Source organism: Peribacillus muralis, from assembly GCF_001645685.2.
Taxonomy (GTDB): Bacteria; Bacillota; Bacilli; order Bacillales; family DSM-1321; genus Peribacillus; species Peribacillus muralis_A.
On the sequence record NZ_CP017080.1, the window covers coordinates 2,701,616 to 2,719,295 of the forward strand.

Consider the following 17,680-nt stretch of genomic DNA (forward strand, 5'->3'; position numbering starts at 1 on the left):
AAAGATATGCTTCGAAGAGGAAATTGATACTTATTTTTTTGCAGTCATGACTTCCAGTAATAAATCATACATTTCTGCAGCTGTCTTGAATGGTCTTTTTTGACGCATTTTATCTTGATATACACCCGATTGATTGACCAACTCTGCTAATGTATCTGTGAAAATCCCGTCATTTAACTCTTCTTCTTGAATGACTTTACAGAATCCCTGCTTTTCAAAGCTGGATGCATTCAGGATTTGATCTCCACGTGATGCATTGGCACTTAGAGGGATAAGCAACATCGGCTTTTGCAAACCGAGGAATTCGAAAATTGAATTGGAACCAGCCCTTGACACGACGACATCTGCAGCCGCCAAAAGGTCGAACAATTCCTCATGGACGAATTCGAATGGTGCATATCCCGGTTGCTTCAATTCCGGTTTCACATGTCCTTTTCCACAAATATGAATGATCTGGTAATCCATTAATAACGCATCAAGATTATCAGTGATCAAGTTGTTGATTTTCACTGCCCCAAGACTTCCGCCCATGACAAGCAACACCGGCTTTTTGCTTGTGAATCCGCAGAAAGCCTTGCCGGCAGAAGCGCTTCCCTTGAAAATACCATCCCGCAATACGGCACCCAGATACATGGCCTTCTCCTGTGGAAGGCCTTTTTCGGTTTCCTGGAAGGTCGTGAAAATTTTTGATGCGAGTGGCATGGCAATTTTATTCGCCAGACCAGGAGTATAATCCGATTCATGTATGGCAATCGGAATCTTCAGCATCCTCCCAGCCAAAACGACGGGAACCGAAACGAACCCTCCTTTAGAGAAAATGAAATCCGGTTTTTCCCTTTTTAAGATCTTTCGTGCATCAAAAATCCCTTTTATGACCCTGAACGGGTCTTTCATATTTTCAATGGAAAGGTAACGACGGAATTTCCCAACGGAAATCGTCTCATAACGAACCTCAGGAAATTCCTTTTCGATAATATTTTTTTCAATGCCTTTTTTTGATCCGATATAAGTAACATCCCAATCTTGCTTGAGAAATTCAGGGATGATTGCTGCATTAACTGATACATGACCGGCAGAACCGCCTCCGGTAAACACTATTTTCTTAGTCAATATTTCCACCTTCCAAACTTAAAAATCACTTTGCATCCATATTACCATATATCCTCGCCATTAATAACTTGAAAAAGCATTTATATGGATTGCTCTTCCCTTAATCATCGATAATTTTTCCTTTTTCAGCAAGGATATATTATAATCTTAGTATTCTACAATACTACAAGATACATTGGAGGAGTAATACATTGCAAGAAGTTTCTAAATCTCTAAATCAGTTCGATGGAATCGAGGCCTGGACCGAATTAGGAATATCTATCGGTATTCTTCTAATCTTTCTTTTGCTTCGGAAAGTATTTACTACATATATATTCAAATTCCTTCTGCGAATTGCCGAAAAAAGAAAAATTGAATTTGCCGCCAACTTAATGCTCGCTTTGGAAAGGCCGGTAAGATGGCTCATCGTTTTGATTGGTGTAATTATTTCCTTGCACTATTTTCCGATTGACTCACCTTCGGATGAGCTTAAATCAAAAATATACAGATCATTTTTTGTTTTCCTTTTCTTTTGGACGATTTTCAATATCAGTTCAATCTTGACGATTTTATTTCCAAAGCTTGTTAGTAAATTCGGCCTGGAAGTTGACCAAATTGTCCTCCCGTTTTTCACAAAAATCATTAAATTGATCATCATCGCTTTTGGTGCATCCATCATTGCGGAAGAATGGGGATTCAATGTCGACGGATTTGTTGCAGGACTTGGCTTAGGCGGATTAGCCTTCGCTCTTGCTGCCAAGGATACCGTCAGCAATTTCTTCGGCGGAATCGTCATCGTTACCGAGAAGCCATTCACCATAGGTGATTGGATCAAAACACCAAGTGTCGAGGGTACGATTGAAGACATCACGTTCCGGAGCACCAAAGTGCGGACATTTGCCCAGGCGCTTGTTACCGTACCGAATGCGACACTCTCGAATGAACCGATCATCAACTGGTCCAAGATGGGGAAACGCCAAATTGCGTTCCATTTGGGTGTGAACGTTACGACTCCAAAGGAAAAGCTGGAAAATGTCATTAAAGACATCGAGTCTATGCTGATCGAGCACAAAGAGGTACATCCCGAAACGATACTCGTCAAATTTGATGAATTCAGTCATTCCGGTTTCAATCTCTATCTTTACTTCTTTACTAATGCAACTGACTTTGGAGGATATTTATCCATCAAGGAAGATGTGAACTTTAAAATAATGGAGATACTTGAACGGGAAGAGGTCCAAATCGCCATTCCTTCCCAAGCGTTCATTCTCCAAAAAGACTCAAATGTGGAAGCGATGAACGAATTTGAATCGATGCGCGACTGACAAACTTCACCTTGCCCTCAATAGGCAAGGTGAAGTTTGTAGACCAAAGGGTTCGGAAGTGACTTTCCGAACCCTTTTGGCTTTTCAACCACTGGTAATGAATGAATGGTACTCACTATTGCCTTCTTTTATTTCGCAAGCATTATCTTTTAAACTAGATATCGTAATACGGAATCATTTTTGCAGAGGTACATGACTCTTGCGGGCAATGCGTGTCTACTCGAGACACCGCCGGCTGAAAGCCAAGGAGGCTCACGGACCGCCGCTGGATAAGCGAGCGCCCGCAGTGAAACGAAACGTCCATTGTACAAACCATCAATCCTGTTTTCTTTGTTTCCACTCATAGTGGAATGAAGCGGTCGGATTTTATAAAACAAAAATTGAATTGTCTACGTTCAGGGACTTGCCTTAAATCGGCAAGTCTTTTTATTGCTAAATAAACTTAAAAACATCACACCATTATGTGATATAATTTTTTCATTGTGTTTACAATTTCAAAATCCAGATATAGAGGTACATCGATGAAACAGACTTACACGAAACCACAAAAGATCCGCCTATTATTTTATATATTGATTCCCATCCTGATCACCCAACTCAGTATGTATGCGATGACATTTTTTGATGTGATGATGTCTGGCCAGTACAGCACGCAAGATGTTGCGGGCGTATCGATCGGCAGTTCGCTCTGGACTCCTGTCTACACGGGGCTGAGCGGGATATTGATCGCCTTGACGCCTGTCGTTTCACAGCTTATTGGTTCCAGAAAATTCAAATCTGTTTCCTATTCCGTCATGCAGGCCGTCTATTTAGCCCTCGCTTTAGCACTGGTCATTTTAATTGTCGGGGCTTTTTGTTTGAATCCGATCCTTACAGCCATGAATCTGGAAGACAATGTTCACCGGGTTGCTCATGATTATTTAATCGCCCTTTCTTTCGGAATCATCCCCCTGTTCGTTTATAACGCATTGAGGGCGTTCATAGATGCGTTAGGGCAAACCAGGATTTCCATGGTGATCACTTTGGGTGCACTTCCGGTTAACGTCATATTCAATTATCTGTTCATCTATGGAAAGTTCGGATTCCCCGAACTCGGAGGCGTCGGATCCGGTTATGCCACTGCCATAACCTATTGGATCATTGCCCTTACTGCCATCCTTGTGGTGTTGAAAATCCACCCGTTTTCCACTTATGACGTCTTTCGTGAATTTTTCCGGGTTTCCTTGAAAGAATGGCGGGCCTTATTATCGATCGGAGTCCCCATCGGGTTGGCCATCTTTTTTGAAACGAGCATATTCTCGGCCGTTACCCTCTTGATGAGTAAATATGATACCGTTACAATAGCATCGCATCAGATTGCCATGAACTTTGCGTCCCTGCTCTATATGATGCCGCTCAGCATGTCCATGGCATTGACGATTGTCATCGGCTACGAAATCGGGGCGGCCCGGTATAAGGATGCCAGGGAATACAGTTTTATTGGCATAACGCTCGCATTGATGATGTCACTTGTATTATCGGCGATCCTATTTTTCTTCCGGGAACCTGTTGCCTCTGCTTATACAAAAGATCATGCCGTCATGCTGCTGACATCTCATTTTTTAATATACGCCATCTTCTTTCAGATTTCAGATGCCCTCCAGGCACCGATACAAGGTATATTGCGCGGATACAAGGATGTGAATGTCACCTTTGCGATGTCACTTGTGTCCTACTGGATACTCGGACTTCCGATCGGCTATTTCTTTGCCAAGTATACGGATATGGGCGCCTTTGGATATTGGATCGGCTTAATATCCGGTTTGGCTTTGGGAGCTATTGGATTGGCGGCCCGGTTAAGGTTCATCCAGCAAGTCAAATTTAAAAAATTGGCGTAAAAATGCGTGAGGCTGAATAATCGGCCTCACGCATTTTTTACACTGAAGATCTTTTCCCGAGGACATCCTTTCCGCCTGTTACCGGTATGATGCTGCCGGTGATGAAATCCGATTTTTCATCACACAGAAACGTGATGACCCTTGCTATATCCTCACCTGTACCCGGTCTTCCGATCGGAACGGTATCATCCTTTTCCTCTTTCGCGACCTTGATCTCTTGCTCCTTCCATTCACCGATGATATCGCCAGGACAAACCATATTCACGGTGATGTTATATGCAGCTTCTTCCGCAGCCAATGTTCTCGTTAAGGAGGTCAATCCGCTCTTTGCTGCGGCAAATGCCGAGCGATATATCCACCCCGGTGAGGTATCACACCGTTCAAACCCAAGTGTAATGACTCTTCCCCACCCTCTTCGGCGCATTTGGGGAATAATCTCCTTTGCAAAATAGAAAAATCCATTTAAATTGCCATCGATGATGTATTTCCATTCATCGCTGCTGTATTCACTCATCGGCTTACGATCGTGCATATAAGGCCCTGCGTTATGAACGAAGATATCAACATGCCCAAAGATCGCAAGGACCTTACTGATGATATGACGGCAATCTTCCTCACTTCCGGCATCACCTTGAACCGCCAGCGCCTTTACGTGATGTTTTTTACACAATTCATCCACCAAATCTAAAGCTGCCTCGTTACTTTTTCGATACGAGATAATGATGGACATTCCTTTTTCCGCTAATGAAAATGCCAACCTCTTGCCGATTCCCGTTGCGCCTCCAGTAATAAAAGCTACTTTTTCATCCACAGGTCATCCCTCTTCGTCTAAAGGATTTTACTTTATTATACATAAGTTTTGCTCATTTTCGATAATTTAGTAATTGTTTGAACGAACCTCTAGGCTTTAGCCTGCATAAAATACACTAAAAATAAACCTGTAAGTCCAAAAGCAGGAGAGAGGAATTCGACATGTTTCCCTGGAATTCACTTTTTTCTTTTAAGAACAACCCGAACCAAAAGGACTTCATGAAAAATATGCAACAAACTGATGTCCAATCGTTCATCGAAAAGATGTTTTCACAAGTCATCCCTGACAATATGCAAGGCATGATGAACAATAATGATTTCGGTTCAAAAAAAGAACCTGCCCGAACAGAGCATCCTTTGCATGCCACTGTATTCGAAACCCACTTATATGTTTTTGTAAGAATTCCCATCGTTGATGAATCTTGGCTAAAGACAATGAAACTTTACCATACCTCTAACCAATCGATCATTGAGGGAATTCCAGAAGCCTCCGATCGTCACGTCATCACGCTGCCAGCACTTGTGAAGAAAAAAGGGGCATCCGCCCAATTTAAAGAATCAACATTGGAAATACGCCTTCAGAAAAGCTTCAATACCCAATATTCCGAAATCGATGTATCCGAGATTTGATTTGGGTGCACACTTAGGAGTGGGTGCGGTTCCTGTGATTTCTTGCTACCTTCGTTCAATACGACTAGCGAAAGCTTAATCTGATTGAAGGCTGATCGATATCGATACGCAAAAAAGCACATCCCGTTTCAATGGGATGTGCTTTAAAACTATCACTCTATTATTTTCCGATGAATTGTTGAGTCCAGTAGTTACCAGATTCTACGTAGCCTACTCCAATGTGAGTGAAGCTAGAATTCATGATATTTTCACGGTGTCCTTGGCTGTTCATCCAAGCTTGTACCACTTCTTCTGGTGTTTGTTGACCTTGTGCGATGTTTTCACCAGCTGATGAATAGCTGATGCCGAATTTTTTCATCATATCGAAAGGTGAACCATACGTTGGGCTATTGTGGTCAAAGTAGTTATTATCTTTCATATCTTGGGACTTGATACGAGCCACTTTGCTTAACTCAGTGTCGATTTTAAGAGCTGACAAGCCTTGTTTTGCACGCTCTGCATTTGTTAATTTAACAACTTGTTGTTCAAAAGCACTTAATTCAGAGTTTGTCTCAGTTTTTTCATTAGTTGGTTTTTCTGGTTTAGCTTCAGGTGCAGGTGCAGGTTTTGCTTCTGGTTTTGCTTGGTTTACCGTTCCATTTTGACCAGGATTTTGAACTGGTTTTTGAACTGGCTTTTGAACTGGCTTTTGAACTGGCTTTTGTTGTGCTTGTGCAGCTGGTAGAGTGATATTATACTTAGCTAGATATTGGTTTAGGACCTTTTGCATATCTTCTTGATTCATTGTTTTATATGTTACTTGTTTAACCGTATCACAGTTAGCTGCTTCCGCTTGGTTAGCTCCTACTCCTGTGAATATAATTGCTGCAGCCGCTGCTGCTGACATGATCATTTTCTTTTTCATTCGTATTTCCTCCTGTGATGTTCGTTTTTTTTGTTGTTCTTGCTTCTGGAATTATCATAACATGCATTTTTTGTAATATATGCCCCATGAATTTCCAACGAATTCACAGGTTACGAACAAGAAAATAATTTTATCGCCAGTTCAGTGAAAGCAAGCGAAAAAGCTTAATCTATCTATGTTTTGATTTGCAGTATATATACTCATAATTTTCCAGACATTCCTTGTCAATGGTAGTTACATAGAACCATTTCCATTGAATACTAATAACTTTTAATTGACATATCATTTTCAAGCAAAATAGTATGACTTTCATTACTTTTATGTTACAAATTTTTCGTTTCCGCTTCACAATTTGAAAAATAAGGTGATATTGTTACGTATATCCATCTTATCGATAAAAGGCTTTGACTTCGATCGCTTTAACATTTTTTAAGGCCTCCCTTTAGCCCACAGTATTGGAGGTTTATTTATAGACTGTTGCTTTTGGCTGCAGGCAGCTGTAACCCCGTACCTTCCGTCCAGTACATTCAGTTTTAACATTTGAATTGAAATTAGATTGGGGAAATGCACTTATCTCGTCCCCTATGCGTGAAAGCAGTACCCTTTTCCTTCCCATTCATCTTTTAAGGGGAGCGGAAGCCTAGAGATTAAAGGTTCACTGAACATGAAAGCTGTTTGACTGGAATATCCATGGAAATGCTCGTAAAACAGCTCATGACTGCCATAATTCCAATGAAAATTAAAAAGGCTTCGGAAGGAAAGCCATTCCGAAGCCTTTTTTGCTGCAGTTTCAATTCATGTCTTTTTCATTCATATCGTCCATTTCATCCATTTCCTTGTTCCCGTCATTTTGTTCAGGAGGACTTGGTTTGCCAATGACGAATTCTTCCTTCGGCATGCTGTGCATATCTCTTGCCGTTACGTGGGCATAAACATAATACGTGCCTTCTTCATCAAAGGTCTTTTCGATCTCATATATGCCGTTGCCTTTATGTTTGGCAGCAATTTTGTCATGATCGTCACTGTTTGCCAACCATATTTCAAAGCTGACATCATCCGCATCTTTCACCTTTTCATCCCCATATGCTACTTTCGCCTGAAACTTCACTGGTTCCTTCATTTCGCCTTGAATCGGATTGACAGCCAAGTCGACATTTAACATTTGTGGAATGTCCTCTTCCTTACCACAGCCGGCCAACATAATGAACATCGTGCAAAATAACATGATCTTTTTCATCTTGAACGTATCCCCTTTTTTATGAAGTCCATTCTTCTTTTATTGTCGGAAGTATAATCTTGACCGTTGTCCCGATTTTTTCCGTACTTTGGATTTCCATCTTGCCTTGTTGCCATTCCACCATTTTTTTAACGATCGATAGTCCAAGCCCTGACCCGCCATCAAAACGACTGCGTGCTTTGTTCACGCGATAAAAACGATTCATCACATACGGCAGATCTGCTTTTGGTATTCCGGTGCCTGTGTCAGAAATCGATAGCTCACACTCCTTATTCTGCTGAATGAGGGTAATATGGATGGATCCACCTGGATTTGTATACTGAATCGCATTATCAATGATGTTATGCAAGATTTGCTCCATCCTCCCTTCATCCCCATAAATAATCGGGTCTGGATCCAGTTCCAATTGCAAGTGCAACTGCTTCTCTTTTATGATCGGTTCATATTTAACGAGGACATCTTCAATGAATTGGGCAAAAGCTATCGGCGTTTTGCATGAATGGAATGAGTCCCCATCCACTTTCGATAAGTCCATCAAATCCCCGACAATCCGCTGCAGTCTTAGTGCTTCCCTTGAAATGAGCTGAAGATATTTCCTTTCCTCACCTTCATTCTTCACGACCCCATCCAAAATGGCATGCGTGTATCCTTTGACGTAACTAAGCGGCGTCCTGAGCTCATGGGCAACATTTTCAAGAAACTCTTTTTTTCTTTCTTCTTCCAAATGAATGGAATTGGCCATTTCATTAAAGGCTTGTGCCAGCTTACCAATTTCATCATGACTCTTTACCTGTAGCTGAATGTCATAGTCCCCTTCAGAAACCCGATGGGCAGCAGCCTCGATTTCCTTTATCGGACTGACGAGCTTCTTCAACCATTTTGTCGTAAAAAAAATCGCGATAATCAGGAATAACAGGATGGCCGCCAGCCATTTTGCAGCAAATTCCTTCAGTAAGTCCGTAATCGAATCCACTGAAACATATGTATAGATGATGCCCTCAAGGCGGTCGTCATCAATTAACGGAATGATGGCCGCTACGATGTTTTTTTCGAACCTTTTTTCATACCCCTCTTTTTCGACCGCTTTTCCAGCCAGAAGCATCTGCCTTTCTTCTTCGGAAATGAGTGTGTCATAATCAATTTCAAAAGGCAGGCAGGCACTCAATTCCCTTGGATTATTGACGACAAAGACTTCGCTTTCATTTTTACTGTTGAACCATTCCACCTTTTCCTTGAAGTCATCACTAATTTCGCCACCGGTATAATCGCCACCAAGCAATGAGGCTTCATTGACCAAATCTGTTTTAAGCTTTTCCACGTAAAGGTTTTTATAATAATATTGTGAAAGGGAGTATGCGAACAGTACGGATAGGATGATGGCTGTGATGATGGTCAGCCATAGCTTAAAGGTGAGCGATTTCCACTTATGGTTCATTTCTTTTCCTCGATTTTATACCCGATTCCCCAGACGGTCTGAATATAGTCGGCCGTCCTTAATTTCATCCGAAGCGTTTTGATATGGGTATCGACGGTACGTAGAGACCCTTCATATTCCCCGCCCCAAACATTTTCAAGGAGTTGCTCCCGGCTGAGTGCTTGACCTTTATGACGCATTAGGAATAAAAGCAATTCAAACTCTTTCAAGGTAAGGCTGATCGACATTCCTTCCACCAAAACCGTTCTCGACGGGATGTTCAAGCTGATTTTCCCGAATCGGACATAGTTTGGATTGCCTTCATTCATTGACAATTTCCCTGTCCTACGCAATACGGCTTCAACTCTTGCGACCAATTCGCCTGGATTGAAGGGCTTAACGATGTAATCGTCTCCTCCGAGCTTCAACCCCTTCACTTTATCCCATTCCTCACCTTTCGCACTGACAAATATAACCGGTATATCCCATTTTTCCCGTATTTTTTCACAAACGGAGAAACCATCCATTCCTGGCATCATGATATCCAATAGGATTAGATCGACTTCCTGTTTTTCAACCAGGCTGATGGCTTCTTTCCCATTTGCAGCCTGGAGGCATCCATAACCGGAGTTCAGTAAATACATTTCAACTAAATTTCGCATATCCTCTTCATCATCAACGACTAAAATGGTGTAAACATGCATGTCATCTACTCCCTCAACAACAATTGAAATGGGCCTTCGCCGACTTTGATCGTTTGTTTAACATCGACTGTCTTTGCATCCATCACATAAATTTCATCACTATCATACCCCGCCACAATCACATCTTTCTTAAAGCTTGCCATTTCAAAGGGATTGACGCCGACCACTTTCCTTTCCACTTCCTCATATTTCCCATTCAATTTATATAATGAGCTGGTTCCATGGCTTAGGACATATATGCCTTCGTCACTCTCCAAAAACTTTATCGGCATGGTAGGCGCCTTCAGCTTTTTTTTCAATTTGCCTGTCGTTGCCGAATAAATGTAAAGGTCCTCTTCGACGTGGTCGCCATCACCGTGGCCGCCTATCCAAATTTCATCCTGTTCTTCCCTTAATAATGTGCCCGTGCTGGAACTATGTATAGGGAATTCAAAATCGACCTTTTTCGTTTCGAGGTTGATCACAGTACATTTCGTATCACCAAAGTTGATTACATACAATCGGTTTGCTTTCTCTCCTTGGAGAACGGTCAAAGGGCTCTTGCCAACCTTGACGACATGCTGTTTCTCTCCTTCACCATTCAAAAAATATATCGAGTGATCCGATTGGTTGACGGCGACGATGCTTTTTCCATCATGCAAGAGCTGCATATTGACGATTCCCTTCCCTGTTTTCCAGCTCTTAATCCGCTTTCCGGCTGATAATGAGAATACTTGGACTTCTTCCATCTCCTTTCCATATAAAAGAATCGTATCTTTATCTGCGAGAAGCAGGGCTCCCGTGAATGGTTCGGCCATGTCCCATTCTGCAAAGGAATGATAGTTTTCGTCGATGAAGGTAAGGGAGGTGTCCTTGATATTGACTGTCGCCAAGAACGCTTCATCTTTGTTTATTTTAGTGTATGCATGACTGCCATTACATCCTGTAAGCAAAAAGGCGGCAAGCAATAGATTAATGCTCCACTTCATATATTGGCTCCTTATTCATGAAATATCTATTTTTGGAAATTTTAACAATGATTTGTGAAAAAAGTATGAAGCAGATAAGAAAATTTTGATAACATGCCTGTATCAAAGTCTATCCAATTCAGCAATATAAACCTTGACGATGGCGTTTTTCATCTCATGGGATAGCGATGATTCCATTACACGTTTAATGCAAAGGTAAAACTTCTCGAGTGCAGGCTTGCGAACACGCGGATGTGCATTTTCATCCGAAAGCTCCCGGCGGACGAGTTCCGCGAGGACGCCCTCCCCACCTTCATCCGTCACCTTGCGATTATTCCAAATGCTTAAATATGCTTCCAATAATGCTTTCTGGTTACTTGTTTCATTCATATTTCTCTTCCATCCTTTACTAATTTATACATATTACCTGTCAAGTTTGTAAAGACTATTTTACTAATAAGATCCATGCTTTAAAAAATAAAAAAAGGAGTGAGTACACTGTCTCAAGTATACCGCTGTCCGAATTGCCGGACAAATAAATCTCGCTTCAATCTCATCCAGCAAGTACCGACCCCCATCAAAAAGGACCCGCAATCCGGAGAGATTGTTGAACAATATTCAAACGATACTCTTCAACCATTCCATCTAGCCTATAATGGTCCGGAGATTCGGGTGCAATGTGCTGCATGCGGTTTAATCGAAGACGAAAAAACTTTTGCAGCATTCGGCTTGCAATCATAAAAAAATGGTCAGGCCCTTTTATGGGCCTGACCATTTTTTCAATCATTTCCCACAGACTTTTTTGCCCGGTCTATGGCAATGGGAATGGCTTTTCCATCCTCATATCCTTCTTCCAATAACGCATTTGCGATTTCTATTGCCTTTTCCCTGACATCTTTATCCAGATTCTTCATCGAATCTGGGTAATCGTTCTTATTCCACGGCATATATACCGCCTCCTTGATAAGAAAGTCTGGTTTTATAATTCCCTCATTCAACTGGCGGCAAACACCTATTGGTTCGCTTTCACTTCCAAAGCCTCCAGCTGACCGATCATGATACCTTTATCAAGCCTTTCCCCGATGATGACGATGTTCAAGGGCATTTTGATCATTTCATTCATATACATCGGCATTCCGTAGGAGTATTGGAATAAGTGGGGGTATTGTGAATGGGTAAAGGAAATGTAACCTTTCATGCGATAGACCGTTTCCGGAAGGGATCTAAGCCAATCTTCAAAATCAGTTTGCTTCACGGACCCTTCAAAAGTATGGACGACAGCCGATAGATGCAAATGATCCTGCACATCAAGCTTTTTATGGCCATTATGCCGTTTTCTTTGCATATGCTGTAACGACGTCAAGGAAATTGCTGCATATTCGGTCAATAAACAGACAGCATCCTTATTCAGTGCTTGTATGGAGTATATCAGCTGTGCCGCCTCCATCTCACTTACCAGATCCGCTTTATTCAGCAATATGAAATCGGCATGATGGATTTGCTCGGCAAGCAATTTGCGCAGCTGCGGGGATAGCCCCTCTCTATCGCGCCACCTCATTAAGTCGACAACCGTTATAATTCCTTTATACTCCAGCCTTTTAGCGAAAAGGGGTGACATGATGCCATCCAGTACTTCTACCGGATGCGCCGCACCGGTCGTTTCAATGTATACGGCATCCAGATCGTTTTCTGTAAGCAGCTCATGTAGCTGGACCTCAAGCTTATCTTGAATGGTGCAGCAGATGCACCCGTCAAAGAGCTCCTTCAGAGGCACTTCATCCCCGATGAGGCCACTATCGACCGATATGCTGCCGAGCTCATTCAAAAGCACCGCCACTTTTCTGCCCGTTTCACTTTCCTGTTTTAATATATTACGCAGAAGCGTCGTTTTCCCGCTGCCGAGAAAACCGCCTAATATGTATACTTCTGTTGTTTTCATTCACATCTGCTCCCATGATCCGGTAATAATTGCTTCCCTTAGATTTTATCATACTTCCCCTCCATAAGCACATGCCGGAACCAACTAAAAAAACCAGCCGTAAGCTGGTTTTCAATCATTGCTCATGCTTGTACTTCATCTTTAGCGTAAATCGGCACCCATCCTGCTTTTGTAACGAAAATACGGACAGCAACTGTTTTCCTATCTTCCGCCAAGGTGAAATAATGTCTTGTCGATTCTGGAACGCTAATTAAGTCTCCTGGTTTAAGCCGTACGTCAAACCATCGTTCATCGGTTCCTTCAATGGCAAAGATACTCGTTCCGCCTGCAATGAAACGGACTTCATCATCTTCATGGTGATGTTCCTGCTTGAAGTTTTCAAGCAATTGATCAAGGTTCGGGGTTGTATCAGATAAAGTGATGATATCATGCGCTTTATACCCTCTTCTTTCGGAAATCTCCGTTATCTCCACTTGGAACGCTGTTAGGATTTCCCCCTTATCAGCATCCGTAAGATCATATTTTTCCACAAGCTGTGCCGGTAATTTTGTAATATCCCACTGCTCATAAATCACCCCTTGAGATTCCAAAAACGCCTTCACCTGTTCACCATTTTCAATAACTTCATTCGTATCATGCAATCTAATTGTCGCCATCCTTCATTCCTCCTCTATGAGTGTTATGTTAAAGAAGCAGTATGTGCCAGTTGAGTATTTAGCAGCAGTTGATATTGAAATAAAAACTCGCAAGCTTCCAGTATTCTTTTTGCTTCAAACCCGCTTTTTCCCCAAACCGTGATCCCATGATTGCGGATGAGCACCGCACCGGAATCGTCTTGAACATGCAGATTGAATTTCTCGGCTAGCAATGGAATATCCCCATGATTATAGATGATTGGAATCCGAAATTCCGAATCCTCATCCCATCTCCCTGTCGCTTTAATGATTTCTTGATTCCGAAAAGTTACAGAACCTTCATCTCCATACAATTCGGACACTACATTATTTTCCACTGTGTGGACATGAAGTACACAATTCGCTTTGGTTTTCCCATAAATGACGGTATGAAGTAGCGTTTCCGCGGAGGGCCTCAGCTCCGTCTCCTGGACGGGGCTTCCTTTTAAATCTACCAATAAAAAATCGGAATCCGTTTGTTTTCGTTTGTCCTTACCGCTTGCCGTAATATAAAAGGTTGGGCCATCGGGCTCGCGGATGGAAAGGTTTCCGCTTGTACCCATAAACCAATCTCGTTCGGCGAGTTCCGCTTTGATTTCCGCTAGCTCCAGCCACTCCTTCGTATCGGTGTTCAAGACTTTACCTCCTCACGCTGCTTTAAAATCTCCATTACATCATAAAACGTTTCGAACCCTCGATGCGGCAGACCTTCACTTATGCATTTCTCAAGCAATATATCACGGGCTATAACAAAATCAGCCCGTTTTGCCGCTTCAAAATCAGTCACGGAATCACCAATTACATACATGAAGTCATCCGCACCAGCCATTTGCCTCATAATCGACGGCTTACAGCAGCCGCACTCATTATTACATTGCTCATCACAAGCATGCGGCCACTCAATATAGATCTTTTTCTTATCAAAGTGGGCATTGTTACAAAAAACCGTGCCTGTGGGCAAGATGTCATTTAATAGTGGGGCAATGAAAAAATCCATGCCTCCGCTTACGATATATAAAGGAAACCCAGCTTGTTTCGTATACTCAACGAAATCATGGAAACCTGGCCGGATGTGTGCTTTCTCCTTCACGAATTGAATGATTTCTGCCTTCAGGTCACTATCAAGCAGGGAAAACATTTCCCCAACCCCAGAGGATATGCTGATTTTTTGCCGAAGAACGTCATCCTTCAACCTTTCCCATTCCGGGGGAGCGAATTTTTTCATGATGGAAATGATGTTATCCGTGTTGGTTATCGTTCCGTCAAAATCACAAAAGATGATTGGTTTCATGCTTTCTCATAGTCCTCCCCATAAAACAAGCGCTTTTTTTAATGCTTCTTCATTTGACGCCGCCTCAGCTAGGTCCTTTCCTTCAAGGACGGCTTCCACAGCAGAACGAAAGGCCTCTGCCCCGCCCTTAGCTCCGTCAGGGTGCCCGTGTATTCCGCCTCCGGCATTGATGACACTGTCCAGTCCGAAATCCTTGATCAAATCGGGTACCATCCCTGGATGAATACCAGCTGAAGGAACTGGAAATGCTTCTTTCCATGAAGGTTCGTCTTTCGTCAATGCACTGGCGATCGCCAATGCTTCCTCTTTTTCAAGTGCGACATTTCCATAAGGGGATGGGAATAATGATAGATCCGCACCTGATAGCCTGACTAATTTACCAAGCAATAGTGGATAGCCGACACCATAAAAGGAGGATGAGCCCAACGCTCCGCTAAATGACGGATGGGCCATGATCGGCAGCTTGATTTGATCATGTTCACTCAGGGCTTGCAATACATCCAAGCCATATGTATGGACGTTGAACAATAAAGCGTCTGCACCCGCATCTGCCGCTTGTTTCGCCTTATCCAATAACTCGAATGTCTTTCCTGATAGATTGACGGCATATAACGTCCGGTGACCAGTACTTTCATGGACTTCGGTCAATATTTTCTTGCCGGTTTTGATTCTTTCAATAAATGGCGTCTGTCCCTGATCAAAGAGGATTTCATCATCTTTAACAAGGTCGACACCCCCCAACGCTTGTTGCTTCAATTGCTCATTATGGAACGTTAGATCACGCCCTAATACACCTTTGAAAATGCTCATGACTAGCGGCCGGTCATACACTCCAATCTTTTTCCTGATTCCTGTAATGCCATATCTGGGACCGGGGAAAGCTTTTTCGATATCCCCGATAAAATCAAGGTCGATCAATTTAACCGCACCGTCCAATGACAGTTTTCCGAAGACCGTGGTCAAAATGGCTGGCAAATCATTTGAGAAATTTCCTGCCGGATACGCGATTTTAATGATCGAACGATACACCTTACGATCGAAGTACCGGTTTGCCCCCTCTTCTTCGGAAAGCGGCGATACGGAGACGACGCGACCCTTATGCTTTTCCAGCTGCTTTTGAACCAGCTGGGGCAGGTCCGTCCATGTTCCTACAGTCAGGCCCAAGGCGATGCCTTCCGCTTTTTTTTCGTGATTCCCATTAAAATCATGAATTAAATAAGTGGCGATTATCTCGCTCATTTGATCACTCCTATAACACGTTAGTAATCTCACGAAGTCATTATCGGACTCTTTAATAATAGTAAAAGCCCCTTCATGACGAAGAGGCTTTAAAAAAGCCATCTTCTTATCTCCCAGCACATATGCTGCAAGAATTAGCACCGTGCCCTGTGGACGAGAAAGTCCGGCGGAGGATTCCGCCCCATCTTACAATGGAATTACGGTCGGTTGCTGGGCTTCATCGGGCTAGTCCCTCCACCTGCTCAAAATAAGAAAACGCTGATATATAGGTACATGGTAGTTTCGAAAGATTAAGAATTTATTTAGTATTCTGACAGGTAATCCATACTTTGTCAATAAGTTTTTAATTGTATGAGGATTCACTAAAGTTTAAAACAGATTTAACCTGCGTATCCGCCCTACAGCCTCCTTGAGCCGCTCTTCGGAGGTCAGAAGCCCGACCCTGACGTATCCTTCGCCAAATTCGCCGAACCCATTTCCAGCAGCTACCGCCACGTGGGCGTGCGTTAATAAATGATCGGCAAAGCTCTCGGAGGTGAATCCCGTTGGTATTTTAAGCCAGGCAAAAAAAGAAGCATCCGGAGCTTTAACCTCCCAGCCAATGTCCCGTAACCCCTCGATGAAAACATTCCTGCGCCCCTCATACACCTTCACCAATTCCTCTACACACTCTTGCGAATCAAGCAAGGCGGTTGCTGCAGCCTCCTGTATCGCCGGAAAAAGGCTCACATATAAATGGTCCTGCAGCAGTTCAAGAGCTTCAATGACACTTTTGTTGCCTACAGCAAAGCCGACCCTCCATCCTGCCATATTGTAAGTTTTCGAGAGTGTATATATTTCTATCCCGACATCCTTCGCTCCCTCTGCCTGGAGAAAGCTAATCGGTTTTCTTCCAGTGTAACCTATTGCCCCATACGCAAAATCATGGACCACACAAATTGAATGCTCTTTAGCATAGGATACGGTTTCGCTAAAAAATTCTCCGGTTGCGGATGCACCTGTAGGATTATTCGGATAGTTCAAGAACATCATTTTGGCTTTATCGAGCACATCTTTATGTATAGCTTCGTAATTCGGTAGAAAAGCATTTTCCTCCTTCAACGGCATGCGTTCCATTTGCGCCTGAGCCAAAACGACACCGGAAAGATAATCAGGATAGCCGGGATCTGGTACGAGTATCGTATCTCCTGGATTCAATAAACACTGCGGCAATTCGACAAGTCCTGCCTTACCGCCAAAAAGAATGGCTATTTCACTTTTTGGATCGAGCTTGACGCCATATTCCCGTTCATAAAAGGAAGCTGCAGCATCTTTTAAATATTGATGTCCCCTGAACGGCGAATATTTATGGTTGATCGTTTTTTCAGCTGCTGTTTGTAACCTTTTCACGATATGCTCAGGCGTCGGTTGATCGGGATTCCCTTGACCCAGGTTAATCACGTCATGCCCTTGCGCAGTAATCGCATTGACCTTTGCGACCAATGAAGCAAAAAACTGCTTGGGGAGTTCCTGAAGCTGCTTCGATTTTTCGAATTGCAACATTTATTCACCTTCTCTGAAATTTCTTGAAATTCTAGTCACAAATGATATATGTTTATCA

At 42.7% G+C, this 17,680-nt stretch carries 19 protein-coding genes and 1 riboswitch; of the genes, 4 read left to right on the forward strand and 15 right to left on the reverse strand.

The annotated features are described in order from the left end of the window. Positions 1 to 30: 30 nt before the first annotated feature. Positions 31 to 1,119 (reverse strand): undecaprenyldiphospho-muramoylpentapeptide beta-N-acetylglucosaminyltransferase, encoded by a 1,089-nt coding sequence (locus ABE28_RS13065; RefSeq protein WP_257390576.1) that lies wholly within the window; start codon positions 1,117 to 1,119, stop codon positions 31 to 33. A 182-nt stretch (positions 1,120 to 1,301) separates the two neighbouring features. On the opposite strand from ABE28_RS13065, the gene ABE28_RS13070 reads away from it, so the two are divergent. Beyond that, positions 1,302 to 2,414 carry a mechanosensitive ion channel family protein gene (locus ABE28_RS13070; RefSeq protein WP_064467353.1) on the forward strand — a complete coding sequence of 371 codons (1,113 nt, stop codon included), beginning with the start codon at positions 1,302 to 1,304 and terminating at the stop codon, positions 2,412 to 2,414. Between the two features lie 521 nt (positions 2,415 to 2,935). After that, complete coding sequence (locus tag ABE28_RS13075) at positions 2,936 to 4,291, forward strand: MATE family efflux transporter (protein ID WP_064467352.1); 1,356 nt, start codon at positions 2,936 to 2,938, stop codon at positions 4,289 to 4,291. Positions 4,292 to 4,328: 37 nt separating this feature from the next. Here ABE28_RS13075 and ABE28_RS13080 read toward each other — a convergent pair whose 3' ends face one another. Next, entirely contained in the window at positions 4,329 to 5,102 is a 774-nt protein-coding gene (locus ABE28_RS13080) for an SDR family oxidoreductase (protein ID WP_064467351.1), read from the reverse strand. A gap of 218 nt (positions 5,103 to 5,320) precedes the next feature. On the opposite strand from ABE28_RS13080, the gene ABE28_RS13085 reads away from it, so the two are divergent. Beyond that, positions 5,321 to 5,731 carry an Hsp20/alpha crystallin family protein gene (locus tag ABE28_RS13085; protein WP_257390577.1) on the forward strand — a complete coding sequence of 137 codons (411 nt, stop codon included), beginning with the start codon at positions 5,321 to 5,323 and terminating at the stop codon, positions 5,729 to 5,731. Positions 5,732 to 5,891: 160 nt separating this feature from the next. Here ABE28_RS13085 and ABE28_RS13090 read toward each other — a convergent pair whose 3' ends face one another. The 6 genes from ABE28_RS13090 to ABE28_RS13115 all read right to left on the reverse strand — a co-directional run bounded on the left by ABE28_RS13090 (position 5,892) and on the right by ABE28_RS13115 (position 11,327). Next, positions 5,892 to 6,635, reverse strand: a complete 744-nt coding sequence (locus tag ABE28_RS13090) for a CAP domain-containing protein (protein WP_064467349.1) — start codon at positions 6,633 to 6,635, stop codon at positions 5,892 to 5,894. Between the two features lie 790 nt (positions 6,636 to 7,425). Further along, positions 7,426 to 7,872, reverse strand: a complete 447-nt coding sequence (locus ABE28_RS13095; RefSeq protein ID WP_064467348.1) for a FixH family protein — start codon at positions 7,870 to 7,872, stop codon at positions 7,426 to 7,428. A 19-nt stretch (positions 7,873 to 7,891) separates the two neighbouring features. Continuing rightward, positions 7,892 to 9,307, reverse strand: coding sequence for a sensor histidine kinase (locus tag ABE28_RS13100; protein ID WP_064467347.1), 1,416 nt, complete (start codon positions 9,305 to 9,307; stop codon positions 7,892 to 7,894). Continuing rightward, positions 9,304 to 9,990, reverse strand: a complete 687-nt coding sequence (locus tag ABE28_RS13105; protein WP_064467346.1) for a response regulator transcription factor — start codon at positions 9,988 to 9,990, stop codon at positions 9,304 to 9,306. Before ABE28_RS13105 ends, ABE28_RS13100 begins: the two co-directional genes overlap by 4 nt. A 5-nt stretch (positions 9,991 to 9,995) precedes the next feature. Further along, positions 9,996 to 10,958: a YncE family protein gene (locus ABE28_RS13110; RefSeq protein ID WP_064467345.1), complete on the reverse strand. Its 963-nt coding sequence runs from the start codon at positions 10,956 to 10,958 to the stop codon at positions 9,996 to 9,998. 102 nt (positions 10,959 to 11,060) lie between these two features. Next, on the reverse strand, positions 11,061 to 11,327 hold the full coding sequence (locus ABE28_RS13115; RefSeq protein WP_064467344.1) for a hypothetical protein: 267 nt from the start codon (positions 11,325 to 11,327) through the stop codon (positions 11,061 to 11,063). 108 nt (positions 11,328 to 11,435) lie between these two features. Between ABE28_RS13115 and ABE28_RS25765 the strand changes: the two genes are divergently transcribed. Further along, positions 11,436 to 11,678, forward strand: a complete 243-nt coding sequence (locus ABE28_RS25765) for a DNA alkylation repair protein (protein ID WP_083232253.1) — start codon at positions 11,436 to 11,438, stop codon at positions 11,676 to 11,678. 38 nt (positions 11,679 to 11,716) lie between these two features. Here the strand turns inward: ABE28_RS25765 and ABE28_RS25065 are convergent, their stop codons facing one another. The 7 genes from ABE28_RS25065 to ABE28_RS13150 form a co-directional block, all read right to left on the reverse strand. Next, positions 11,717 to 11,884, reverse strand: a complete 168-nt coding sequence (locus ABE28_RS25065) for a DUF2188 domain-containing protein (protein ID WP_156775768.1) — start codon at positions 11,882 to 11,884, stop codon at positions 11,717 to 11,719. Between the two features lie 65 nt (positions 11,885 to 11,949). Then, positions 11,950 to 12,876: a CobW family GTP-binding protein gene (locus tag ABE28_RS13125; RefSeq protein ID WP_064467342.1), complete on the reverse strand. Its 927-nt coding sequence runs from the start codon at positions 12,874 to 12,876 to the stop codon at positions 11,950 to 11,952. Between the two features lie 122 nt (positions 12,877 to 12,998). Then, a complete protein-coding gene (locus ABE28_RS13130) occupies positions 12,999 to 13,532 on the reverse strand; it encodes a cupin domain-containing protein (protein ID WP_064467341.1) in 534 nt (177 codons plus the stop codon). 23 nt (positions 13,533 to 13,555) lie between these two features. After that, positions 13,556 to 14,185, reverse strand: coding sequence for a methylthioribulose 1-phosphate dehydratase (locus ABE28_RS13135; protein WP_064467340.1), 630 nt, complete (start codon positions 14,183 to 14,185; stop codon positions 13,556 to 13,558). After that, positions 14,182 to 14,841 carry a 2-hydroxy-3-keto-5-methylthiopentenyl-1-phosphate phosphatase gene (locus ABE28_RS13140; RefSeq protein ID WP_064467339.1) on the reverse strand — a complete coding sequence of 220 codons (660 nt, stop codon included), beginning with the start codon at positions 14,839 to 14,841 and terminating at the stop codon, positions 14,182 to 14,184. Before ABE28_RS13140 ends, ABE28_RS13135 begins: the two co-directional genes overlap by 4 nt. A 6-nt stretch (positions 14,842 to 14,847) precedes the next feature. Beyond that, complete coding sequence (gene mtnW / locus ABE28_RS13145) at positions 14,848 to 16,080, reverse strand: 2,3-diketo-5-methylthiopentyl-1-phosphate enolase (RefSeq protein WP_064467338.1); 1,233 nt, start codon at positions 16,078 to 16,080, stop codon at positions 14,848 to 14,850. 103 nt (positions 16,081 to 16,183) lie between these two features. After that, a riboswitch (SAM riboswitch) is annotated at positions 16,184 to 16,334 on the reverse strand. A gap of 115 nt (positions 16,335 to 16,449) precedes the next feature. Continuing rightward, positions 16,450 to 17,622: a pyridoxal phosphate-dependent aminotransferase gene (locus ABE28_RS13150; RefSeq protein WP_064467337.1), complete on the reverse strand. Its 1,173-nt coding sequence runs from the start codon at positions 17,620 to 17,622 to the stop codon at positions 16,450 to 16,452. Between the last annotated feature and the right edge of the window lie 58 nt (positions 17,623 to 17,680).